Source organism: Desulfitobacterium chlororespirans DSM 11544 (assembly GCF_900143285.1).
GTDB lineage: Bacteria > Bacillota > Desulfitobacteriia > Desulfitobacteriales > Desulfitobacteriaceae > Desulfitobacterium > Desulfitobacterium chlororespirans.
In genome coordinates, this window is sequence record NZ_FRDN01000018.1 from 21,691 (window position 1) to 39,585 (window position 17,895).

Consider the following 17,895-nt stretch of genomic DNA (forward strand, 5'->3'; position numbering starts at 1 on the left):
TATTTATTTTAATAGTAGTGTTCAACATAGACGCAGTGCTCAACGACTTCTTGCCAGAAGAGGTAAATGCGGGTGATATCTTCTTCGATTAAGTTAATCCCGGATTGAACTTCGATGAGTTCCAAATCAGAGATCGCTTTCAGACCATGTTTCGTGCCACCTGGAATATGCAGGACATCCCCTGATTTCACTGGATAAATTTTGCCATCGCAGGCAAACAGTCCGTTCCCGCTGGTAATAGTCCATACTTCAGTACGCATGCCATGAACCTGGTAACTTAAACATTTATCATGGTGAAGGTGAAGTTTTTTGGTTAGAATCTCATAACCATCTAAGGATTTTGAATGATCGAGGACATAGTACCAACCCCAGCGCCTCTCTTCATACCTAGGGCGATTCGGATAATCGCCGGTAAAGTCCTTCAAGCGGGGGCTTGAGTCTTTGTCGGCCACAAGGATGCCATCGGGGCCAGCAGCTACCACTATATCTAAGGTTCCCAAGGTGAGGATGGGTATGTCCAGTTCATTGATAATATGGGTATTCACCGAATCCGGGCTTATAGCCCCTTTACCGATTATCTGCGGCAAGATAGGGGTTATGGTCTTCCATGTACCAATGTCTAACCAGTATCCATCATACTTAACAGCAATTATTTGAGAGGAATTTTCCAATACTTCATAATCAAAGCTTGTTCTTGGCAGGGAGGAATAACAATGGCGCAGGTCCTCGTATTGAGTTGGGAAGCGATGGCTTTTTAACCAGTTGAGAATAAAACCTAGCTTAAAAGCAAATACGCCGCTATTCCATAGAGCCCCATCTTTGATTATTTTTGCTGCCGCTTCGGGTTTAGGCTTTTCCACAAAACGCTCTATTCTCAAAAAGTCAGGGGCCACCGGCCCTGAGGAGGGAACCATATATCCAAAAGAAGAGGAAGGAGATGTGGGTGTGATCCCAATTAATCCGACTTCCCCGTGTTCTTCAGTCAATAATTGGGCAAGTTTCCTATAGTTATCAAAAAAGTTCTCTGCAGCATACGTATCGATGGGGGCAACGATGACGGCTTCGTCGGGATTAAGGTTTTCCTGAGTATGCAGGTGAGAGCAGGCAAGAGCAATAGCGGGAAAGGTGTCCCGTTGCTCAGGTTCGCAGACGACTTTAATTTCAGGACTAAGTTGGGAAATGAGATTATCAGTCTGAGGCTCACAACAGACAATAAGCGTCGATGAGGCCAATCCCTTGGCCTGAAGCTGCCGCCATACCCGTTGGGCCATTGACTCGACCCGACCTTCTTGGTTTTGGAGAAGTTTGATGAATTGTTTAGGGCGCGCCGGGTTGGAAATGGGCCAAAGTCTTTTTCCTGCCCCACCGGAAAGTAAAATGAGTTGCATGATGATCTCCCCAGCTCTGATTATTCGATAATAAGCTTATATCCGACTCCTCTTAACGTCCTTATATGGAAAAGCTGTGGTTTGTCAAGTTCAATTTTCTCCCTTAAGCGGCTAATAAGAACGGTTACCGTATCATCATTGCCATAATAGTCTGCTTGCCAGATTTGATAGAGCAGCTGCTTGCGGGTAAAAACTTTGTTGGGATGCTTGGCGAGGAACCAAAGCATGTCAAATTCTTTAGCGGTTAACTCCACAGGCTGATCGTTGATCGCAACTTCACGTGTTGAAGGGTTGATATAAAGGCCGCTGCTGTTGAAAACGCTGGAATCCGGGGTCGGTGCGCTTTCCTCCTTGCGGGTACGGCGTAAGACGGCTTTAACGCGCAGGCAGAGTTCCACAGGGCTGAAGGGTTTGGCAAGATAGTCGTCGACACCAAGGTTGAACCCCAATATTTTATCCAGCTCCTCGTTTCGCACCGATAGAATGATGATAGGGACTGAAGAGGTTTCTCGAACCGTTCTGCAGACTTGGAAACCGTCCACATGAGGGAGCATTAAATCAAGAATGATCAGTTCGGGTTCCTGACGGTGGAATTGTTCGATAGCCTGGCTCCCGTCAAGAGCTGTAATCACTTCATAGCCTTCCCGCCGTAAGCTATGCTCGATAATCTTGAGAATTTTAGGTTCATCGTCGACGACCAAAACCTTTGGCATGATGTACCCTTCTTTCTAAATAGTGTCTGCTCGGTATGAAGCGGTAGTCGGAATGGTGAAATGGAATGTACTTCCTTGTCCTGGAAAACTATCAACATGGATTTTCCCGCCGTGGAGCTCGATCATTTGCTTAGTAACCGCCAGGCCGAGTCCTAATCCACCAAATTCGCGGCAGGTACCGGAGTCGACCTGATAAAACTTTTCAAAAATTTGCTGGAGTTGTTCCGGGGCAATTCCCCGGCCAGTGTCCGACAGAGAGACTTGAATCTCTTCTTTTTCTTCATTATAGTGGGCCTGGAGATGAATTTTTCCGCGGCAAGGGGTGAATTTAATCGCATTGGATAAAAGGTTCATAAGGATCTGTTTGATCTTGTTCTTGTCGGCTTCGATGGCAGGCAAATCAGGGGGAATATCCATAGAAAACTGCAGTTTATTATTCTGAATCATGGGGTTAAAGATGTTTTCGAGGACAGCAGTAACCTCAGAGAATTCAAAGAAGGTCGGATGAAGATGCAACTTATTCTGCTCGATTTTCGAGAAATCCAAAAGATCGGTGATGAGATCCAGTAAATGGTGGGCGCTTTGGTAAATATCAAACAGATATTCAGAAGACTCAGGAACGTCCACCCCTTGTTGAATGAGGATTTCGCTGTAGGCGATGATCGAAGTAAGAGGGGTCTGCAATTCGTGACTCATAAGAGCAATGAATTCTGACTTGACCTCGTTGGCCTTTGTTAATTCTTCATTGATACGATGCAGGCTTTCTTGATGGAGACGCAGGGCGTGATTTGCCTTAAGCAGTTCAATGGTTCTCTCGTCGACCTTAGACTCCAGCGTTTCATAGAGGTTTTGCAGATTATTCGCCATTGTAAAGAGATTGTTTTGCAGGACGTGAATTTCATAATTTTCGGCGGGAGCCATAGCAGGAATGGAGAGCTGCCCCTCGCTGAAATGGGTCGCTAAATCAGCCATGCTTTCAAGAGGTTTTACCACTCGACAACGGATGACCAAGTAGATTGCGGCCGATAGGCTAATAATCAGGATTAAGGTCGAAATAAGATCTTGAATGATGGCGGAAGAAAGCTCGGCGTAAGTTGGCTCTAAGGGGGCCGTGATGCTGATGACCCCGGCAAAATCCTCTAATTGTGCTCCTTCACGGGGGTATCCCGTAATATCTATACTTCCAGCAGGACCACCATGGCAACTCAAACAACCTTCTTCATAGTGAAGAGGCACTAAATACCGGTAGGTTTTATTTGTATAATCGATGGAATAGTATTCGGTCAAACTGCGATCCTGGTAGAACTTTTTTAAAACCTCTTGCTCGTATGGGTCAGGAGCATTGACTGAATTCCGCACATTAAGCTGAGTTTGCTTAAAAGTATAGCCTAAAGTCCCGTTAAATATTTCGGAAATCCCCCGAATAGCTACCGAAGGATTAAAATGCTTAAAATTCAGGGTGCCATCCCTGTCGACATTGATCACGTCTTGTTGTTCAGCGATGAAGACACGAGTCGCAATCAGCTCCTGGGCAAGCATAGAAGTGCTATTGTGGAGGTTTTTAAGAGCTAATTGATATTGCTGATAGCCGCTGATTGCGATGTATACACTCATAAACATGGTAATAATTATGGCAACCAGCCCTAGTATTTGGGTATTAAGATATCTCTGAGGGGATTTTTTAAATAATTTCAAAATGTTCATCCTTGCAATTATAAAAATTTTCAGACCTATAAGGTTATATTGCTGTAAATTTCCGATTTCCCAAAAATACAATAAACGCAATAAATGCAATTAGGATAGAGTGGATTCCCCTTCTTTGCGTACATTGTATCGAAGCCTGATTGAGTAGTCAACCATAGGGATCTTCTGGAAAACCGACTTGCCAGGGTAATCCGAGAAAATATCAAAAAGACGTAAAGCCGCCTGTAAGGCGGCTTTACGCATGTCCGGAAACAGGGGATTTGACGATGTAATAATTCTGCAAGAAATGTGTGATGTTTCTGCAAGTAAAATATAATCAAAAAAATAGAAAAGACAAGGATGCTGAAAGCAAAAGTACGATGTTAAGTCATGAAAAATCAGATGAGTTGTTAGCTGATTACCATATGCCTGAAATTTTGGAATTGTACAATGAATACAACCCTATAGGGCATACCCCATCCTAGGCGGGGTAGGAGAATTAAAAGGAGGAATCGTCTTGAAGGTTTTGCGCAATGTCTTTGACGCACATTCGCACATCGGGCCAATGGCCCCCTGGAAATATTATGATCTCCAGGAAGAAGTAAACCCTACGGTAATCGAATATCCTGATGTGGATTCTTACTTGGCTCATATGGACAAGTATGGGATCAAAAAGGCACTTGTCTGCCCTAACTATGGTATTCCCAAGCATGAGCAGCCCTTTAGCCTCAATCCTTTGGTCATTGAAGCAGTAAGAAAGTCCGACCGTCTTCTCGGCGGTATCTGGGTATCCAATCTTCCTCGTAATAAGGAGCTTACATTGGAAGCGCTTAAATATGCGGGTGAGCCGGGTATTGCCTGCCTGAAGATGACCTATCTGCTGGGGGGCAATCCCGACCCGGAAAAATATGACGCTGAGCAAGAAGAGCTTACAGAATTGATTGTCAGCACATGTGAAAAATATGACCTTACTTTGCAAACCCACTCGAGTTCAGGTGGAAATTCAGACATCAGTAACTACTATAAATTTGTCGAGAAATACGCAAAACGCATTCGCATCCATATTATTCATCTTGGCGGCGGGGTAAGCGGTCATATTAAAATGGTGCCTAAATTCATCAACTGGGTGAAAGAAGGGTATCAAGTTTATACCGATGGTTGCTGGGCAGTTGGTTTCGGTGTGCGCTTCCTCTTGGATGAAATCGCCAAAGCCGGAGTGGGCGAAGAGCGTATTCTCTGGGGTTCTGACGAACCATGGAGCGACCTCCCCTCCGAATACTGGAAATGGGAAGGCGCGGACATCTCCGAGGAATTCAAGAACAAGATCTTCTGGGAGAACGCTGAACGCGTTTACGGTTGTAAGAAAAAATAAGAAGTTTAAGAATTGAGCAATAAGGGGGAAATACACATGGCGAAAGTGCAAATTGGAGATAGCCTTTATACGAAAAACAAAATCTTTCCTGATTATAAAGCAGAACCCGGTCAAAAGGCTTTAGTGCAAATCCACGGGATGTTTACCGAAGCATCCGTTACCCTGATCGCGCTCTTAACAGCTACCCGTCTTCTACGTAAAGGGTTTGAAACCTCTATTCTTCTCTATGGACCCTGCGGCGTGCTTGCGGCAAGTGCTACCAAGGGCTACCCCAGAGTGGGCGATGAATTCTATCCCGGTCATCTGGCCCATACTCAACGTCTTCAACAATTCATGAAAGAAGGCGGTAAAGTCTATCTGTGTCAGTTCGGATTAGGTGCTGTCGGTTTCCGTGAAGAAGATCTACTTGAGGGTGTCGTCGCTTTTGATCCATTAGATACCCTTGATCTGGCACTTGAACACTATAAAGCAGGCGCTTTCATTATGGGAACTTGGATGTAGGCCTTGTAAAGGAATAGGCTCAGGATATGTATTACCCCTTCCCTGGCAAAGCCAGGGAAGGGGATTATCCCTAATCGAATCGCAAAGGAGTAAGCGAAAATGGGTAGTTCATTGAAGCCGGAAGAACTTATGGTGGAGCTACAGAGCAAAGGAGTCCGTTTAGAACAAGGCTCGGGAAAAGGGCGCCAAGGCGGGGCCGGTCCGGCCAATGGCAAAGGAATGGTCTTCGGCAATTACCAGATCACAGTCCCCACCAGCGGGGAATGTGCTACGAATTCTGAGTACTCTCTTCATGAAGATGGGGAGCATGCCCTTATTTACAAGGATGGTGAAGTAGTCAGCGAGGTGGAGTTAATCGCCACCCCTCGTTTTTATGAATTGCATACGGAAGATGGTGTGCCTTACCACAAAATTGCCCTTCTCCATGGACGGGATTGTTTAGCCAGTACGGTCATTCAAACCTGTTCCCGTTGGCATGGGGAGGAGCGGTGCCAGTTTTGTGGCATCGGAACAAGTTTAAATGATGAAAACACAGTACCGGTAAAAACCCCTAAACAATTGGCAGAGGTGGCTGAAGCAGCTCAGCGCTTAGACGGAGTAACTCATGTGACTCTTACAGCTGGGACAACGGTTAATCCCTTGTACGGTATTAAGCATTTGGGTGATTGCGCCGGGGCTATCAAAGAGGCGACAGGGCTTCCTGTCCATATCCAATTTGAGCCTGTGGATGATCCGGATATTTATCGGCACCTCAAAGAATGCGGTGTGGATACGGTGGGAATGCATCTGGAGAGCTTTGACCAAAAAGTCAGAGAGCGCATTACACCTGGAAAGGCCAGGATATCTATAGAGGAATACTTTAAAGGTTTCGCCGGAGCGGTGAAAGTCTTTGGCCGAAATCAAGTGAGCACTTATATCATCATCGGATTAGGAGAGAGTCTGGCCGATACCTTAGCAGGTTGTACGCGTTGCATTGAAATGGGAGTCTATCCTTTTGTGGTACCCCTTCGGCCGGTGAAAGAGACCCCCTTTGCCAATATAGCTCCGCCGGTGCCGAAGACTATGGCAGAAATCTATCGGGAAGTTGCAAGATCTTTAGCCGATCATAGGTTAAGCGCAGCGGATAGTAAGGCCGGCTGTGTACGTTGTGGAGCTTGTTCGGTGCTGCCTGCGTTTGAAAGGAAAAAAACATGGCTAAGTATGAGCTGAAAATCGCCGAGAGCGCAGAAGAAATCAAACAATATGAAGAGGTAAGAAGAGCAGTCTTTGTGAACGAACAAGGTATTTTTAATGGGGATGACTCTGATGACTACGATACCATAGCCGTACCGATTATCGCTGTAGAAACGGAAAGCGGGAGAGTGGCCGGAGTGGTGCGTTGTTATCCCATAGAAAATGGAGACTGGGTGGGGGGAAGGCTTGCCGTATTGCCCGAATTTCGCGGGAGATTGGGAGCCCTTCTGGTCCGTAAAGCGATGGAGGAAGTTCAAGGTCGTGGGTGCCGTACATTCTATGCTCATATTCAAGAGCAAAATGTTAAGTTCTTTGAAAGATTGGGATGGTCCCTAACGGGGAGAAGTTCAGTGTTCTGCAATGTAGTTCATTATGATATGAAAGTGGTTTTTGAACATCGAGAGTAACCAGCATGGAAGGATGAGAGTATGTCTTGGCTCAATGATTTTGTCGCTGATTGGCTGGCGACAAGCGGTCTGCAAGAGAAGCAGGATATCCAGGCCGTCGCGGGCAGTTTGCCGATTAACCCTCTTGTGAATGGTCAGCCAGTCCTCCTGGGGGATGATGCCGCGGCTATTCCAAGCAATGAGGGCTATCTGCTCCTGGCGGCCGAGGGAGTATGGCCACCTTTGTTACGAGCCGATCCTCAATTGGCTGGTAGGTGCTGTGTCTTAACCAATGTCAGCGATATCTACGCAATGGGAGGACGCCCTACGGCAGTTGTGGATGTTCTTTTTGCTACCGATGACGAGGTTGCCTCAAAAGTTTTAAAAGGAATGCAGGAGAATGCTGAGCGTTTCGGGGTACCCATCGTTGGAGGGCATTTTACCAAGAACAGAGATACTTCAGCTTTAGCTGTTGCCATACTAGGTCAGGCTAAAAAATTACTAACCAGTCACACCGCCCGCCCGGAAGATCAACTGCTGCTCGTTTGCAAATTAGAAGGGAATATACGAAATGGTTTTAATTTCTGGGATTGCTCCAGCAGATGTTCGCCCGAGGAACTCAGAGAGGAACTGGAATGTCTTCCTTTCCTGGCTGAGGCGGAACTTTGTGATACCGCGAAGGATGTAAGTATGGCGGGAATTCTGGGAACGACGATCATGATGTTAGAGACTTCCGGATACGGGGCCGAGATCGATTTGGATGAGATTCCCTGCCCGCTGGGAGTCGGGTTGGAACAGTGGCTAAAAGTTTTCCATAGTTATGGATTTATCCTAGCTGTCCGGCCGGAGCATGTGCGGGATGTCATGAATGTATTTGAGAAAAAGGAAATATGCTGCGTTCCTTATGGGAGGGTTATCAAGGCTTCAACCATAATCATCCGGGGACGCAGAGAAAGCAAGGTTATCTGGGATTTGAAAACTCCATTAATGGGTTTTGCCCAATCCTAAGTGCGAGGTGAATCATGAATAAAGGATTAGAAAACCAATTGACAGAGCTTCTGGGTCCGGATTCGGTATCAACTCTTGATATTGAATGCAGGCAATATGCTCATGATATGGCTCCTGTGCCCAAGATCTTCGGGTTGTTCTTCAAGACCATGCCCGATGCCGTCGTGCGCCCGAATTCTTCTCAGCAGATTCAGCAGTTGGTAAAATTTGCGGCAGCCAACGGAATTCCGCTCATTCCCAGAGGACGTTCCACAACTATGATGGGAGGATCTTACCCTGTGTGGGGCGGAATCGCTGTGGATATGACGGCACGTCAAGGAATTATTTCCTTGAATGAGGCAAAGAAGACCGTGAAGGTCTGTTCAGGGACAATTTGGGACAATGTCTTAAGGTATTTAGCAAAACGGGGACTCACTTTGTATGGCTATCCCACCAGTGCTCCTTCGGCCACTGTAGGCGGTTGGCTGGGCAATGGCGGAGTCGGGCTGGGCAAAGGCGGATTGGGAATCGGTTCCTCCGAGTATGGTTATGCGGCAGATACAGTAGTGGATCTGGGTGTAGTCCTGCCTTCAGGGGAATACCTTGAATCCGTGGCCGCGTCTCAATATAAGGTGAAGGATTTCATCGGCAGTGACGGAGTTATGGCTATCTATGATACGGTGACCCTGAAAGTCCGTCCTCTTCCTGCACGGCAAGAGGCTTTCAGTTTTAATTTTAACGAAATAACCAAGCTTTGCTGGGCAGTTAAAGAAAGTGCGGTACTTAAACCCTTCTTTCTGCTTATCGAAGATGAAGGGATGCTGGGCTTTAAGAAAAAAGCCGGACTTCATGTCCCGCCGGCTAAAAACTTAGTCACTGTGGTCTTGGAGGGAGAAGGGGCTTCTTTAGACTCCACTATCCAAGAACTGCGCAAGATTATGGTCAATCATGGGGGCCAGGAATTATCCCGGGAGATTGCCGAAGAAGAATGGGCGGGCCGTTATTATGCCATGCGCCATAAGGGTGCTGGGCCCAACCTTCTCGGCGGGGAATTTAGCGCTCCCATCGAGCAGTTGACGGAAGTGGTCAGACGGGTTAATAAGCTGGCGGAAAAAAAGAACATCACGATTGGAATTCATGGGACTCTCGGTGTGAACGAGGTGTTGTTTATGCCTCAGGTGCTCAGCGATGAACGGAGGAAGTTCCGGTACTTGACGATGATGTCCCTGGTTAAGGATTTGAATGACATGAGTGTTGAACTAGGCGGAGTGCCCTATGGTGCAGGTTTATTCAATGCCTTTTATGCCAAGGAGATCCATGGGGAGAAATTCAATGAATTGGTTCAGTTCAAAAAACAATGTGACCCTCGTAACGTCATGAACCCTGGCAAGGCTATTCACTGCATGACCCGGTTTAAGATAGCTCTTCCTAAGTTCGCTTACGGTCTGGGGATGTTTGGGCTAGGCCTTTTTGTAAAGTATGGCAAATAGGGGGAGACAATAATGCTACAAGAAAAACTGCGATCTATTGAACATCATATCTATACCTGCGCGTCCTGTGCATTTTGTACAGCTATTTGCCCCATATCCGAACAAATCGGTTGGGAGAGTTATGGTCCCCGGGGAAGAATGCATCTGCTCAAGCTTCTGATTGAAAATGATATACAACTCAGTGCTGAGGTTAAAGATCGTTATTACGCCTGCACCACTTGCAGCCGCTGCGAAAAAGTTTGTCAGACCGATTTGCCTTTAGTGGAGATCTGGGAGGATGTGCGCTCCTGGCTGGTTGAAGACAAATTAGGCCCGCTGGAACCGCACAAGAGAATCGGGGCATCTGTGGAGGAAAGCCACAATACCTATCGTGAACCGGCTTCCACCAGAAATGATTGGGCGAAAGACATCAATGTGGAGCTGAAGAGGAAGGGTAAAATTGCATTCTACGTGGGGTGTACCTCTTCTTACCGGATGCAGCAGTTGGCTCAGGATACCATGAAGATCCTCCAGGCCTTGGGCGAAGATGTGGCAGTTTTGGGCGAAGATGAGTGGTGCTGTGGCTCTGTATTGCTGAGGACCGGACAACGAAGCCAAATTAAAGAAATCGCAGCCCATAATGTAGAAGCTCTTAAGAATACAGGAGCGGAGATTGTTGTAGCTTCCTGTACCGGCTGCTTCAAAACCATCAGCGGAGATTATCCGGTGATTAATGGGGAGGAGCTGCCCTTTAAAATGATGCATATCACTCAGTTTCTGGCCCAACGAATTCAAGAGGGTAAGCTTAAATTTAAAAAGCCCATCCATGAAAAGGTAACCTATCATGATCCCTGCCATTTAGGGCTGCATGCCGGGGAATACGATGCTCCCCGGGCTATCCTCAAGACGATTCCCGGGGTGGAGCTGATCGAGATGGACTTTGTCCGTGAAGAGTCCCGCTGCTGCGGAGCCGGGGGCGGCATGAAGGCAGGTATGCCTGATGTGGCTATGGGAATCGGCATATCCCGTGTGGATGAGGCTGAAGAAACGGGTGCCGGCATTCTGGCCAGCTGCTGTCCATTCTGTAAGACCAATCTATCGCAAGCTATTGAAGCTGCCCATAAAGACATGGTGCAAAAAGACATCACCGCTCTGGTCGTGGAATCTATGGGACTCGATGTCTTGGGAGGAGAAGGGAGAGCATAACCTTGGGGAATAGTGAGAAGAAAATAGCGGTGGTGGCTTTCGGAGGAAATGCTTTATTGCCGGAGACCCAGGAGGGGACCTTTGAGGAGCAACAAGCGAATGCCGATGCGGCTGCAGAATCCATTATCGGGATATCCCGGAATGGCTATGATGTCATTTTGGTTCATGGCAATGGCCCACAAGTAGGGCAGGTTTTAGTGCAAAATGAGGAGTCCTCGGAAAAGGTACCTATGCAGCCGCTGGATGCCTGCGTGGCGGCAACTCAGGGAACCATTGGCTATATCTTAACGACCGCCTTGCGACGGACGGCTAAACGGCTCCATATCAATGTGGATACCGTTACTGTGCTCACCAATGTTGCAGTGAGCCCCGCGGATCCGGCCTTTGAGAATCCTACGAAACCCATTGGGTCCTTCATGTCTGCCGAGAGAGCCCAAGAAATGGAGAAAAGCAAAGGGTGGAAAATTATTGAGGACGCCGGGCGGGGGTACCGCAGAGTGGTTCCCTCACCGAAACCGCAAAAAATCATGGAGAGCAAGGCCATCAGGGAACTGGCCCAAGCCGGGAATATCGTCATTGCCTGCGGCGGCGGCGGGATTCCGGTGGCGAGAGTCAATGATGAATTCGTAGGCCTGGAGGCTGTCATCGATAAGGACTTGGCTTCCAGCTTATTGGCAGAAGAAATCGGCGCAGATCTCTATATTGTCCTTACCGGGGTATCCCAAGTCGCCATCAATTTTGGTAAGCCCAATATGAGGTTGTTAGATAGAATCACCGTATCGGAAGCGGAAAAATATATGGCTGAAGGACATTTCCCGCCAGGCAGCATGGGACCGAAGATTGCGGCGGCATTAAAGTTCATCAAGAGCAGCGGGAAGGAAGTCTTGATTACTTCAGCAGAAAAGTTGGATGAGGCACTGAAAGGACAAAGGGGCACCTATATTATCCCGGATGCTCAATAATGAGGAGGAAGAAAAATGGCTACTTATGAGTTGTTTTCCCAAAAATTAAAAACTGTCAACATTGGCTTGCCTTCCTTTGGTGAGGATTTAATCACCCAGGAGGTAGAGACTGTTATGGTAGAATGGCAGATCCCGGCCGGAGGAAATACGGAATTAGTCAATGCACTCAAAGTGATTGAGAACGCCGAGGTGGAGGAAGCCAATCATCTGACCATCGAAAAGATTCTTAAAGGTGAACCCGTTCTGATCGGTATGGAGCGTGCTCAGGATGTTATCCCCGGGATGGGTCCCCGGAGTATTTTTCATGCAGGTCCTCCCTTAACCTGGGAACGGATGTGCCCAGGAGTACAGCGCGGAGTGCTTGGAGCGATTATTTTTGAGGGCTGGGCCAAGGAGCGGGAAAGTGCCCTGGAATTGATCAAAAACAACGAAATCGAATTCTCCCCCAATCATTTTCATAATGCGGTAGGTCCTATGACCGGAATTATTTCACCCTCCATGCCGGTATGGGTTGTTGAAAACAAAGCCTTTGGCAATCGGGCTTACTCTACCTTAAATGAGGGCAAAGGAGTAACACTCTGGTACGGGGATTTTGATGAGAGCACTATTGAGCGTTTGACCTGGTTCAGAGATGTCTTTGGTCCCAGTGTGAAAAAAGCTTTGGCTAAACAAAGCGGAACCATCAATGTTTTCAATCTGGTTGCCCAAGGATTGTCCATGGGAGACGAAGTCCATGTTCGCTGCCAGGCAACGACAGCGTTATTGATCAAAGAGCTTGTTCCTCTTTTAGCTGAAGCCGGTGTGGACGGCAAGGATATTGCCGATATGGTGCGCTTTATGGCCCGCAATAACACCTTCAGCTTGAATCTGGCTATGGCCGCCTCCAAATCCGTTTTGGATGCCGCTCATGGAGTGCCCCACAGCACCATCGTTACCGCTATGACCCGCAATGGCACGGATTTTGGAATCCGGGTGGGCGGAATGAGTGATCAATGGTTTATCACCGCTGCCCCTGCCTTGGATGACTGCCTGTATTATGCCGGCTTTAGTGTGGAGGATGCGGTGGCGGATATCGGGGACAGTGCCATTATCGAAACCGTAGGTTTTGGCGGTATGACCTTTGCCTGCGCTCCCACCATTGCTTCGTTTGTTGGCGGGGGAGTGAAAGATGCCATTGAGTTGAACAAACAAATGGCTTCGATCGCCTATGGCCGCAACAAGACCTTTGCTATTCCCAATATGGATTTTGCCGGTTCACCCACTGGAATTGATATCCGCAAAGTGGTTGAATCCCGGATCGTACCCATTATCGATACCGGTGTTATTCATAAGGAAGCAGGTATTGGGCAGATTGGGGCGGGAGTAGCGCGTGCTCCCATCCGTATCTTCGAAGACGCCGTGCTGGCTATGGCAAAAACCATGTCAAGCGAACAATAAGGAGGGGCAACGATGAGTGTCAGAAATATAGTCAAGAAAAACAGTTACCAAGATTCAGTGCGCTTAATGCGGATTTCCGGTCAATTGAAAAAAATTGCCGGGGTCGTCAATGCGTCCGTCATGATGGCTACCGATGCCAATAAACGAGTTATGGAAATGGCCGGACTGCTGGGACCTGAGGCGGCTGCCGCCGGAGCGAATGACCTGGTCATCGCCATAGATGGAGAAACACCGGAAATAGCTGAGGAAGCACTTCAGGCAGCGGAAAACGCCCTTTCCGAATCCTCCGGTTCAGGCAAGGCAGAAGTTCAAAAAGCCAAAAGTTTAGAATTAGCCCTGGAGGAGATGCCTGGGGCCAATATGGTTACCATCTCTGTGCCCGGAGCCTTTGCCAAAATTGAAGTAGCCAAGGCCTTGGCCAAAGGGATCAATGTCTTCCTCTTCAGCGATAATGTGACCCTTGAGGAAGAAGTCGAGCTGAAGAAAATGGCCCTGGAGAAGGGTCTGCTCATGATGGGACCGGATTGCGGTACCTCCATCATCAATGGTGCATGCCTGGGGTTCGCTAATGTCATCAACCGCGGCAACATCGGGATTGTCGGGGCTTCCGGTACCGGAGTTCAGGAGGTTACCGTTCAAATCGAACGTTGGGGCGGTGGCTGTTCCCAAGTTATCGGCGTTGGGGGCCGTGATTTAAAGGAAAAGGTCGGCGGACTCATGTTCCTGGAAGTTATGCGCCGTTTGGATGAAGACCCGGCTACCGAAGTCATCGTCCTCATCTCCAAACCGCCCGCACCGAGGGTTATTGCCAAAGTCCGTGAGACCATCGCCCAGCTGAAAAAACCAGTGGTGGTTAATCTTCTCGGCGGCGAAGCTTCGGATAAGCCTGCTGCCAATGAACATTTTGCCGGATCATTGGAAGAAGCGGCAGCAATGGCCGTCGCACTTGCCAATGGCACCAATCCTTATGCCTGGCAAGAAGATATTCCTAAAATCGAGATGGATATCGTCATGCGGGCCGAGGATCTGGCCTATAATCTCAATTCGTCACAAAAGTATATTAGGGGCTTGTTTTCCGGGGGCACCTTATGTTATGAGGCCATGCTTCTCATGGAAAAAATCATTGGCTCTGTCAACTCCAATGTCCCCTTAAAACCGGAACAAAAACTGAGTGATTCCCTGGTCAGTAAGGGAAATACCTGTATTGACCTGGGGGAAGATGAGTTCACGGTAGGGAGGCCACACCCCATGATTGATTTCCAATTACGCAATGAGCGCATTTTAAAAGAAGCTGCTGATCCGGAAACGGCAGTTATTTTATTGGATGTGGTCCTGGGTTATGGGTCTAATCCTGATCCGGCAGCCGAATTGGTGCCTGTTATTCAAGAAGCTCAGGCGCTTGCTCAGTCCAATGGTCGTGATATTCGCTTCATCGGTTATGTTTGCGGAACGGATAAAGACCCTCAAGGAAAGGAAGAACAGATTAAGAAGCTTCAGGAATGCGGGGTGGAGATTCTTCCTACCAATGCCCACGCAGCTTTGCTGGCTTCTTATACTGCAGCTAAGGTGGCAAGGAATGCGGCGCATTAGGAGGCTGGCTCAATGTTAAAGATTGCAATTCTCACATACTCAACCAAACCGAGAGGTGGTGTCGTTCACTCTCTTTGTCTGGCGGAGAACCTGGCCAAACGAGGGCATGAAGTACGGATTATCGCTTTGGATAAAAAAGAGGGGAGCGGATTTTTCCGCATCCCTCAGGTTTCTCATGAAATTGCTCGTTTTGGTTCTTTGCCCGAAAGCTTTGATGACAAGATTGAAGCCTATATTCAAACCTATACAGATTACTTTGTGAGTGGAAAGGCCGGGGGATTTGATATCTATCATGCCCAGGATTGCATCTCCGCTAATGCGCTGGTTAATTATCGGTTAAGTGGAGCGGATTTCCCCTTAGTTCGTACCGTTCATCATCTTGATGATTTCACATCTCCGGTCTTGATCAATTGTCAGAATAAGTCCGTTTTTCGTCCTGATGCCCATATTGCTGTCAGTGAATTCTGGCAAAAGCGGTTGGCCGCGGAGTATGGAGTCAAGGCGAGAGTCATTCACAATGGTTTAGATACGAAACGCTTTAGCCCTGCAAAAAAAGGGGAGAATCCCAAGGCAAAATTTGGCCTGGAAAATAAATTGGTCTTTTTAACCATTGGGGGAATTGAACCTCGTAAAAACACTAAGAAGCTGCTTGCGGCCTTCGCCCATGTGCGGAAATATTTTGCGGAATCAGGAAAACAGGCTGTTTTGGTCATTGGCGGTGGACAAACCTTGTTCGATTATCAGGCTTATCGTCAGGAATTCTTGCAAATGGCAGAGGGCTGTAACCTGAAGCTGGGGGAAGATGTCATTAATCTTGGTGTGCTGAAAGAAGAGGATGTTCCCCTGCTGTATCAGGCTGCGGATTGCTTCGCCTTCCCTTCCGCTCAGGAAGGCTGGGGGCTGGTCGCTCTGGAAGCTCTCCTGTCGGGGATTCCCACTGTTGTGTCGGATATACCCGTTTTCCATGAGTTCCTAACCCCTGGAGAAGATGCCTTATTCGTCGACCCGGACAATGGGGAACAGTTTGCGGCAGCCATGATCGAGACGATCATAGATAGCAACTTGCGGCGCCGGCTGATTAGCGGCGGGCTTATGACCGCATCCAACTTCAGCTGGGAGGATACAGCCCGCAAACATGAACAATTTTACTATGAGATTCTGGAAGGTGCCCAAGCAGGTCAATAAGATTAAGGATTAGAATAAGTTCAGGATGGAATTGGGATAAAATCGGTTAATAGATGGGCTCCCAAAAGAATCCCTAAAAGTTGATCAAAGCCAGAGCTGGCTCCTACAGAACACAATTCCTGAGCCGCCCGGGCAGGGGTGATTTTTGGTGAGAGCCCGTAATACAATGCACACACCATATTTTCCATAAGTTCACTGCCTGTGCCCTGGGAGGCTAAGCAGAGCATTTGCGAGCTAATCTCATTGGTGAGGCCTGGAGAATGCTTCACAATAATATCACTCAGAGCCTTATGAGCAAGGGGCAAGAGGGCAGCGGAGGATACAGAAAATGCTCTTTGGGCTGCCGCCAGGCTTAACAGAAGACCGGCCAGGAAATCATCCCCCGAGGGTGTGAGTCCGGGGCCCAGTCCTATTAGTGAACAAGTTCCCTCTTCAATTATGGTTCTGTCCAAAGAATAAATCCCCTTCACCAGGCAGTTAATGGATTGCCCCGCAAGGAGAACAACAGGATCAGCAGAGCGGGGAAGGGCGAAAGTCCCCTGCACTAAGGCGGTTAAGTGAGGGAAGAGCTTAGCCAGCCCCGGAGATCTGGGGGAAAGGCGGAGCCAGCTTTCCACTTCCGATAGATTGGCCTTGATCAGGGCGACGGGAAGCAGGGAATTATTCTGAGATAAGGGGGCTTGCCAATAAACGGCCTTTTCCAGAGAGATGGAAAGGCCCCCCAGAAGGAGCAGTCCTTCTTTCTTCTTAAAATAAACCAAAGTTCCAGGCTCGATCCCATAAAGGGTAAAGTCCGATGAAATCGGCAGATTGGTGACGACATTTGCCGGGCCATTACTGACGTCACTACGGGAGATGCTCCATAAGCCATCTGACCAGAGAATATTAATCACCCGATGAAAGACAGAGTGCACCCTTCCCTTATCCATGGATCCGTGCAAATAATCCAATGCGAACGGCCCTATGCTCAATGCCGACAGGAGCTCAGAATTCATAGATGACACCTTCTTGGATAGTGTAGGAGCTTAATTTCCAACACCAAATTCTCTCATAATGGTAACAATTTATGCGAAGGATGTAAATAGGAAAGGGGTGATGGGCATGGTGAGTGACTTGGCCTTAGCGGTAATTCCTTTGAATTGTGGACAATTGCAGTTTAACCGCAGTGTATTTACGGGAGACACTAGATCCACTCTCTTGGTATTGCCGGTTTTGGCCTTTCTGATTCTTCATCCCCAAGGTATGATCCTCTTTGATACCGGGCTGCCCCCCCAGCTTTGGGCCGGTTCTCCAATCATGGAGCTTACCCCTGGACTTAGGGCTAAGCAAGGGGACAGTGAAGGCCTGGTTCGGGAAATTGAGAAGCAGGGTTATTCATATAAGGATATTGCCCTCATTGTGAATTCCCATCATCATCCTGATCACGCCGGGGGGAATGCCCTAATCCCCGGGGCAATCTGCATTAAGGGGATTCAGGAGGATATAAAAGGCGATCATGACCTTTTGGAGGACGGTTCGATTCTCTTGCTGCCAACCCCAGGTCATGCCGGTGATCACCAGTCCATGCTGGTCAAGGGAAATAACAAGCAGGTACTTCTGACTGGGGATGCCTGTTTTCGACCGCATAATCTTTATGATTGCAATCCGCCCTTGATTCTGGAGGATCGAAAAGAGGCCTTACGATCCTTAAAGCGGTTGAAAGAGATAAGCGAAGAAAGGGAGACGGTGATATTGACCAGCCATGACCCCTCAGTTAAGAGAGAAAAGGTTATTCTTTAATAGT

The 17,895-nt window shown here is 48.0% G+C and carries 16 protein-coding genes; 12 read left to right on the plus strand and 4 right to left on the minus strand.

Translation table 11 applies throughout. The features are described 5' to 3' along the window. Positions 1-8 precede the first annotated feature (8 nt). The 3 genes from BUA14_RS23785 to BUA14_RS23795 are packed head-to-tail and all read right to left on the minus strand — an operon-like array spanning position 9 to position 3,796. Complete coding sequence (locus BUA14_RS23785; protein ID WP_072774855.1) at positions 9-1,388, minus strand: sugar phosphate nucleotidyltransferase; 1,380 nt, start codon at positions 1,386-1,388, stop codon at positions 9-11. 20 nt (positions 1,389-1,408) lie between these two features. Next, positions 1,409-2,101 carry a response regulator transcription factor gene (locus BUA14_RS23790; protein ID WP_072774856.1) on the minus strand — a complete coding sequence of 231 codons (693 nt, stop codon included), beginning with the start codon at positions 2,099-2,101 and terminating at the stop codon, positions 1,409-1,411. Between the two features lie 15 nt (positions 2,102-2,116). Further along, a complete protein-coding gene (locus BUA14_RS23795) occupies positions 2,117-3,796 on the minus strand; it encodes an ATP-binding protein (protein ID WP_072774909.1) in 1,680 nt (559 codons plus the stop codon). Positions 3,797-4,301: 505 nt separating this feature from the next. Between BUA14_RS23795 and BUA14_RS23800 the strand changes: the two genes are divergently transcribed. The 11 genes from BUA14_RS23800 (at position 4,302) to BUA14_RS23850 (ending at position 16,112) form a co-directional block, all read left to right on the plus strand. Beyond that, positions 4,302-5,156 (plus strand): amidohydrolase family protein, encoded by an 855-nt coding sequence (locus BUA14_RS23800; RefSeq protein ID WP_072774857.1) that lies wholly within the window; start codon positions 4,302-4,304, stop codon positions 5,154-5,156. 36 nt (positions 5,157-5,192) lie between these two features. Then, positions 5,193-5,657: an MSMEG_0572/Sll0783 family nitrogen starvation response protein gene (locus BUA14_RS23805; RefSeq protein ID WP_072774858.1), complete on the plus strand. Its 465-nt coding sequence runs from the start codon at positions 5,193-5,195 to the stop codon at positions 5,655-5,657. A gap of 99 nt (positions 5,658-5,756) precedes the next feature. Continuing rightward, a complete protein-coding gene (locus BUA14_RS23810; protein ID WP_072774859.1) occupies positions 5,757-6,866 on the plus strand; it encodes an MSMEG_0568 family radical SAM protein in 1,110 nt (369 codons plus the stop codon). Next, complete coding sequence (locus BUA14_RS23815) at positions 6,848-7,297, plus strand: MSMEG_0567/Sll0786 family nitrogen starvation N-acetyltransferase (protein ID WP_072774860.1); 450 nt, start codon at positions 6,848-6,850, stop codon at positions 7,295-7,297. The genes BUA14_RS23810 and BUA14_RS23815 overlap by 19 nt, the downstream gene beginning before the upstream one ends. A 21-nt stretch (positions 7,298-7,318) precedes the next feature. Then, positions 7,319-8,284 carry a sll0787 family AIR synthase-like protein gene (locus tag BUA14_RS23820; protein ID WP_072774861.1) on the plus strand — a complete coding sequence of 322 codons (966 nt, stop codon included), beginning with the start codon at positions 7,319-7,321 and terminating at the stop codon, positions 8,282-8,284. A 14-nt stretch (positions 8,285-8,298) separates the two neighbouring features. Next, complete coding sequence (locus BUA14_RS23825; protein ID WP_072774862.1) at positions 8,299-9,753, plus strand: FAD-binding oxidoreductase; 1,455 nt, start codon at positions 8,299-8,301, stop codon at positions 9,751-9,753. A gap of 12 nt (positions 9,754-9,765) precedes the next feature. Then, positions 9,766-10,938: a (Fe-S)-binding protein gene (locus tag BUA14_RS23830; protein WP_072774863.1), complete on the plus strand. Its 1,173-nt coding sequence runs from the start codon at positions 9,766-9,768 to the stop codon at positions 10,936-10,938. A gap of 2 nt (positions 10,939-10,940) precedes the next feature. After that, a complete protein-coding gene (arcC, locus tag BUA14_RS23835; RefSeq protein ID WP_072774864.1) occupies positions 10,941-11,900 on the plus strand; it encodes a carbamate kinase in 960 nt (319 codons plus the stop codon). Positions 11,901-11,915: 15 nt separating this feature from the next. Then, positions 11,916-13,337 carry a YlbE family protein gene (locus tag BUA14_RS23840; protein ID WP_072774865.1) on the plus strand — a complete coding sequence of 474 codons (1,422 nt, stop codon included), beginning with the start codon at positions 11,916-11,918 and terminating at the stop codon, positions 13,335-13,337. Positions 13,338-13,349: 12 nt separating this feature from the next. Beyond that, positions 13,350-14,927: an acyl-CoA synthetase FdrA gene (gene fdrA, locus BUA14_RS23845; protein WP_072774866.1), complete on the plus strand. Its 1,578-nt coding sequence runs from the start codon at positions 13,350-13,352 to the stop codon at positions 14,925-14,927. A gap of 12 nt (positions 14,928-14,939) precedes the next feature. Continuing rightward, on the plus strand, positions 14,940-16,112 hold the full coding sequence (locus tag BUA14_RS23850; RefSeq protein ID WP_072774867.1) for an MSMEG_0565 family glycosyltransferase: 1,173 nt from the start codon (positions 14,940-14,942) through the stop codon (positions 16,110-16,112). A 20-nt stretch (positions 16,113-16,132) separates the two neighbouring features. Here BUA14_RS23850 and BUA14_RS23855 read toward each other — a convergent pair whose 3' ends face one another. Further along, a complete protein-coding gene (locus BUA14_RS23855) occupies positions 16,133-17,107 on the minus strand; it encodes an oxamate carbamoyltransferase subunit AllH family protein (protein WP_072774868.1) in 975 nt (324 codons plus the stop codon). Positions 17,108-17,213: 106 nt separating this feature from the next. Between BUA14_RS23855 and BUA14_RS23860 the strand changes: the two genes are divergently transcribed. Then, positions 17,214-17,891 carry an N-acyl homoserine lactonase family protein gene (locus BUA14_RS23860; RefSeq protein WP_072774910.1) on the plus strand — a complete coding sequence of 226 codons (678 nt, stop codon included), beginning with the start codon at positions 17,214-17,216 and terminating at the stop codon, positions 17,889-17,891. The last annotated feature ends 4 nt before the right edge of the window (positions 17,892-17,895 follow it).

Coding starts and splice junctions, on each gene's coding strand:
- BUA14_RS23830 (WP_072774863.1), top strand. CDS start 9,766: ATGCTACAAGAAAAACTGCGATCTATTGAACATCATATCTATACCTGC.
- BUA14_RS23840 (WP_072774865.1), top strand. CDS start 11,916: ATGGCTACTTATGAGTTGTTTTCCCAAAAATTAAAAACTGTCAACATT.
- BUA14_RS23815 (WP_072774860.1), top strand. CDS start 6,848: ATGGCTAAGTATGAGCTGAAAATCGCCGAGAGCGCAGAAGAAATCAAA.
- BUA14_RS23805 (WP_072774858.1), top strand. CDS start 5,193: ATGGCGAAAGTGCAAATTGGAGATAGCCTTTATACGAAAAACAAAATC.
- BUA14_RS23820 (WP_072774861.1), top strand. CDS start 7,319: ATGTCTTGGCTCAATGATTTTGTCGCTGATTGGCTGGCGACAAGCGGT.
- BUA14_RS23785 (WP_072774855.1), bottom strand. CDS start 1,388: ATGCAACTCATTTTACTTTCCGGTGGGGCAGGAAAAAGACTTTGGCCC.
- BUA14_RS23855 (WP_072774868.1), bottom strand. CDS start 17,107: ATGAATTCTGAGCTCCTGTCGGCATTGAGCATAGGGCCGTTCGCATTG.
- fdrA (WP_072774866.1), top strand. CDS start 13,350: ATGAGTGTCAGAAATATAGTCAAGAAAAACAGTTACCAAGATTCAGTG.
- BUA14_RS23810 (WP_072774859.1), top strand. CDS start 5,757: ATGGGTAGTTCATTGAAGCCGGAAGAACTTATGGTGGAGCTACAGAGC.
- BUA14_RS23790 (WP_072774856.1), bottom strand. CDS start 2,101: ATGCCAAAGGTTTTGGTCGTCGACGATGAACCTAAAATTCTCAAGATT.
- BUA14_RS23850 (WP_072774867.1), top strand. CDS start 14,940: ATGTTAAAGATTGCAATTCTCACATACTCAACCAAACCGAGAGGTGGT.
- BUA14_RS23825 (WP_072774862.1), top strand. CDS start 8,299: ATGAATAAAGGATTAGAAAACCAATTGACAGAGCTTCTGGGTCCGGAT.
- BUA14_RS23860 (WP_072774910.1), top strand. CDS start 17,214: ATGGTGAGTGACTTGGCCTTAGCGGTAATTCCTTTGAATTGTGGACAA.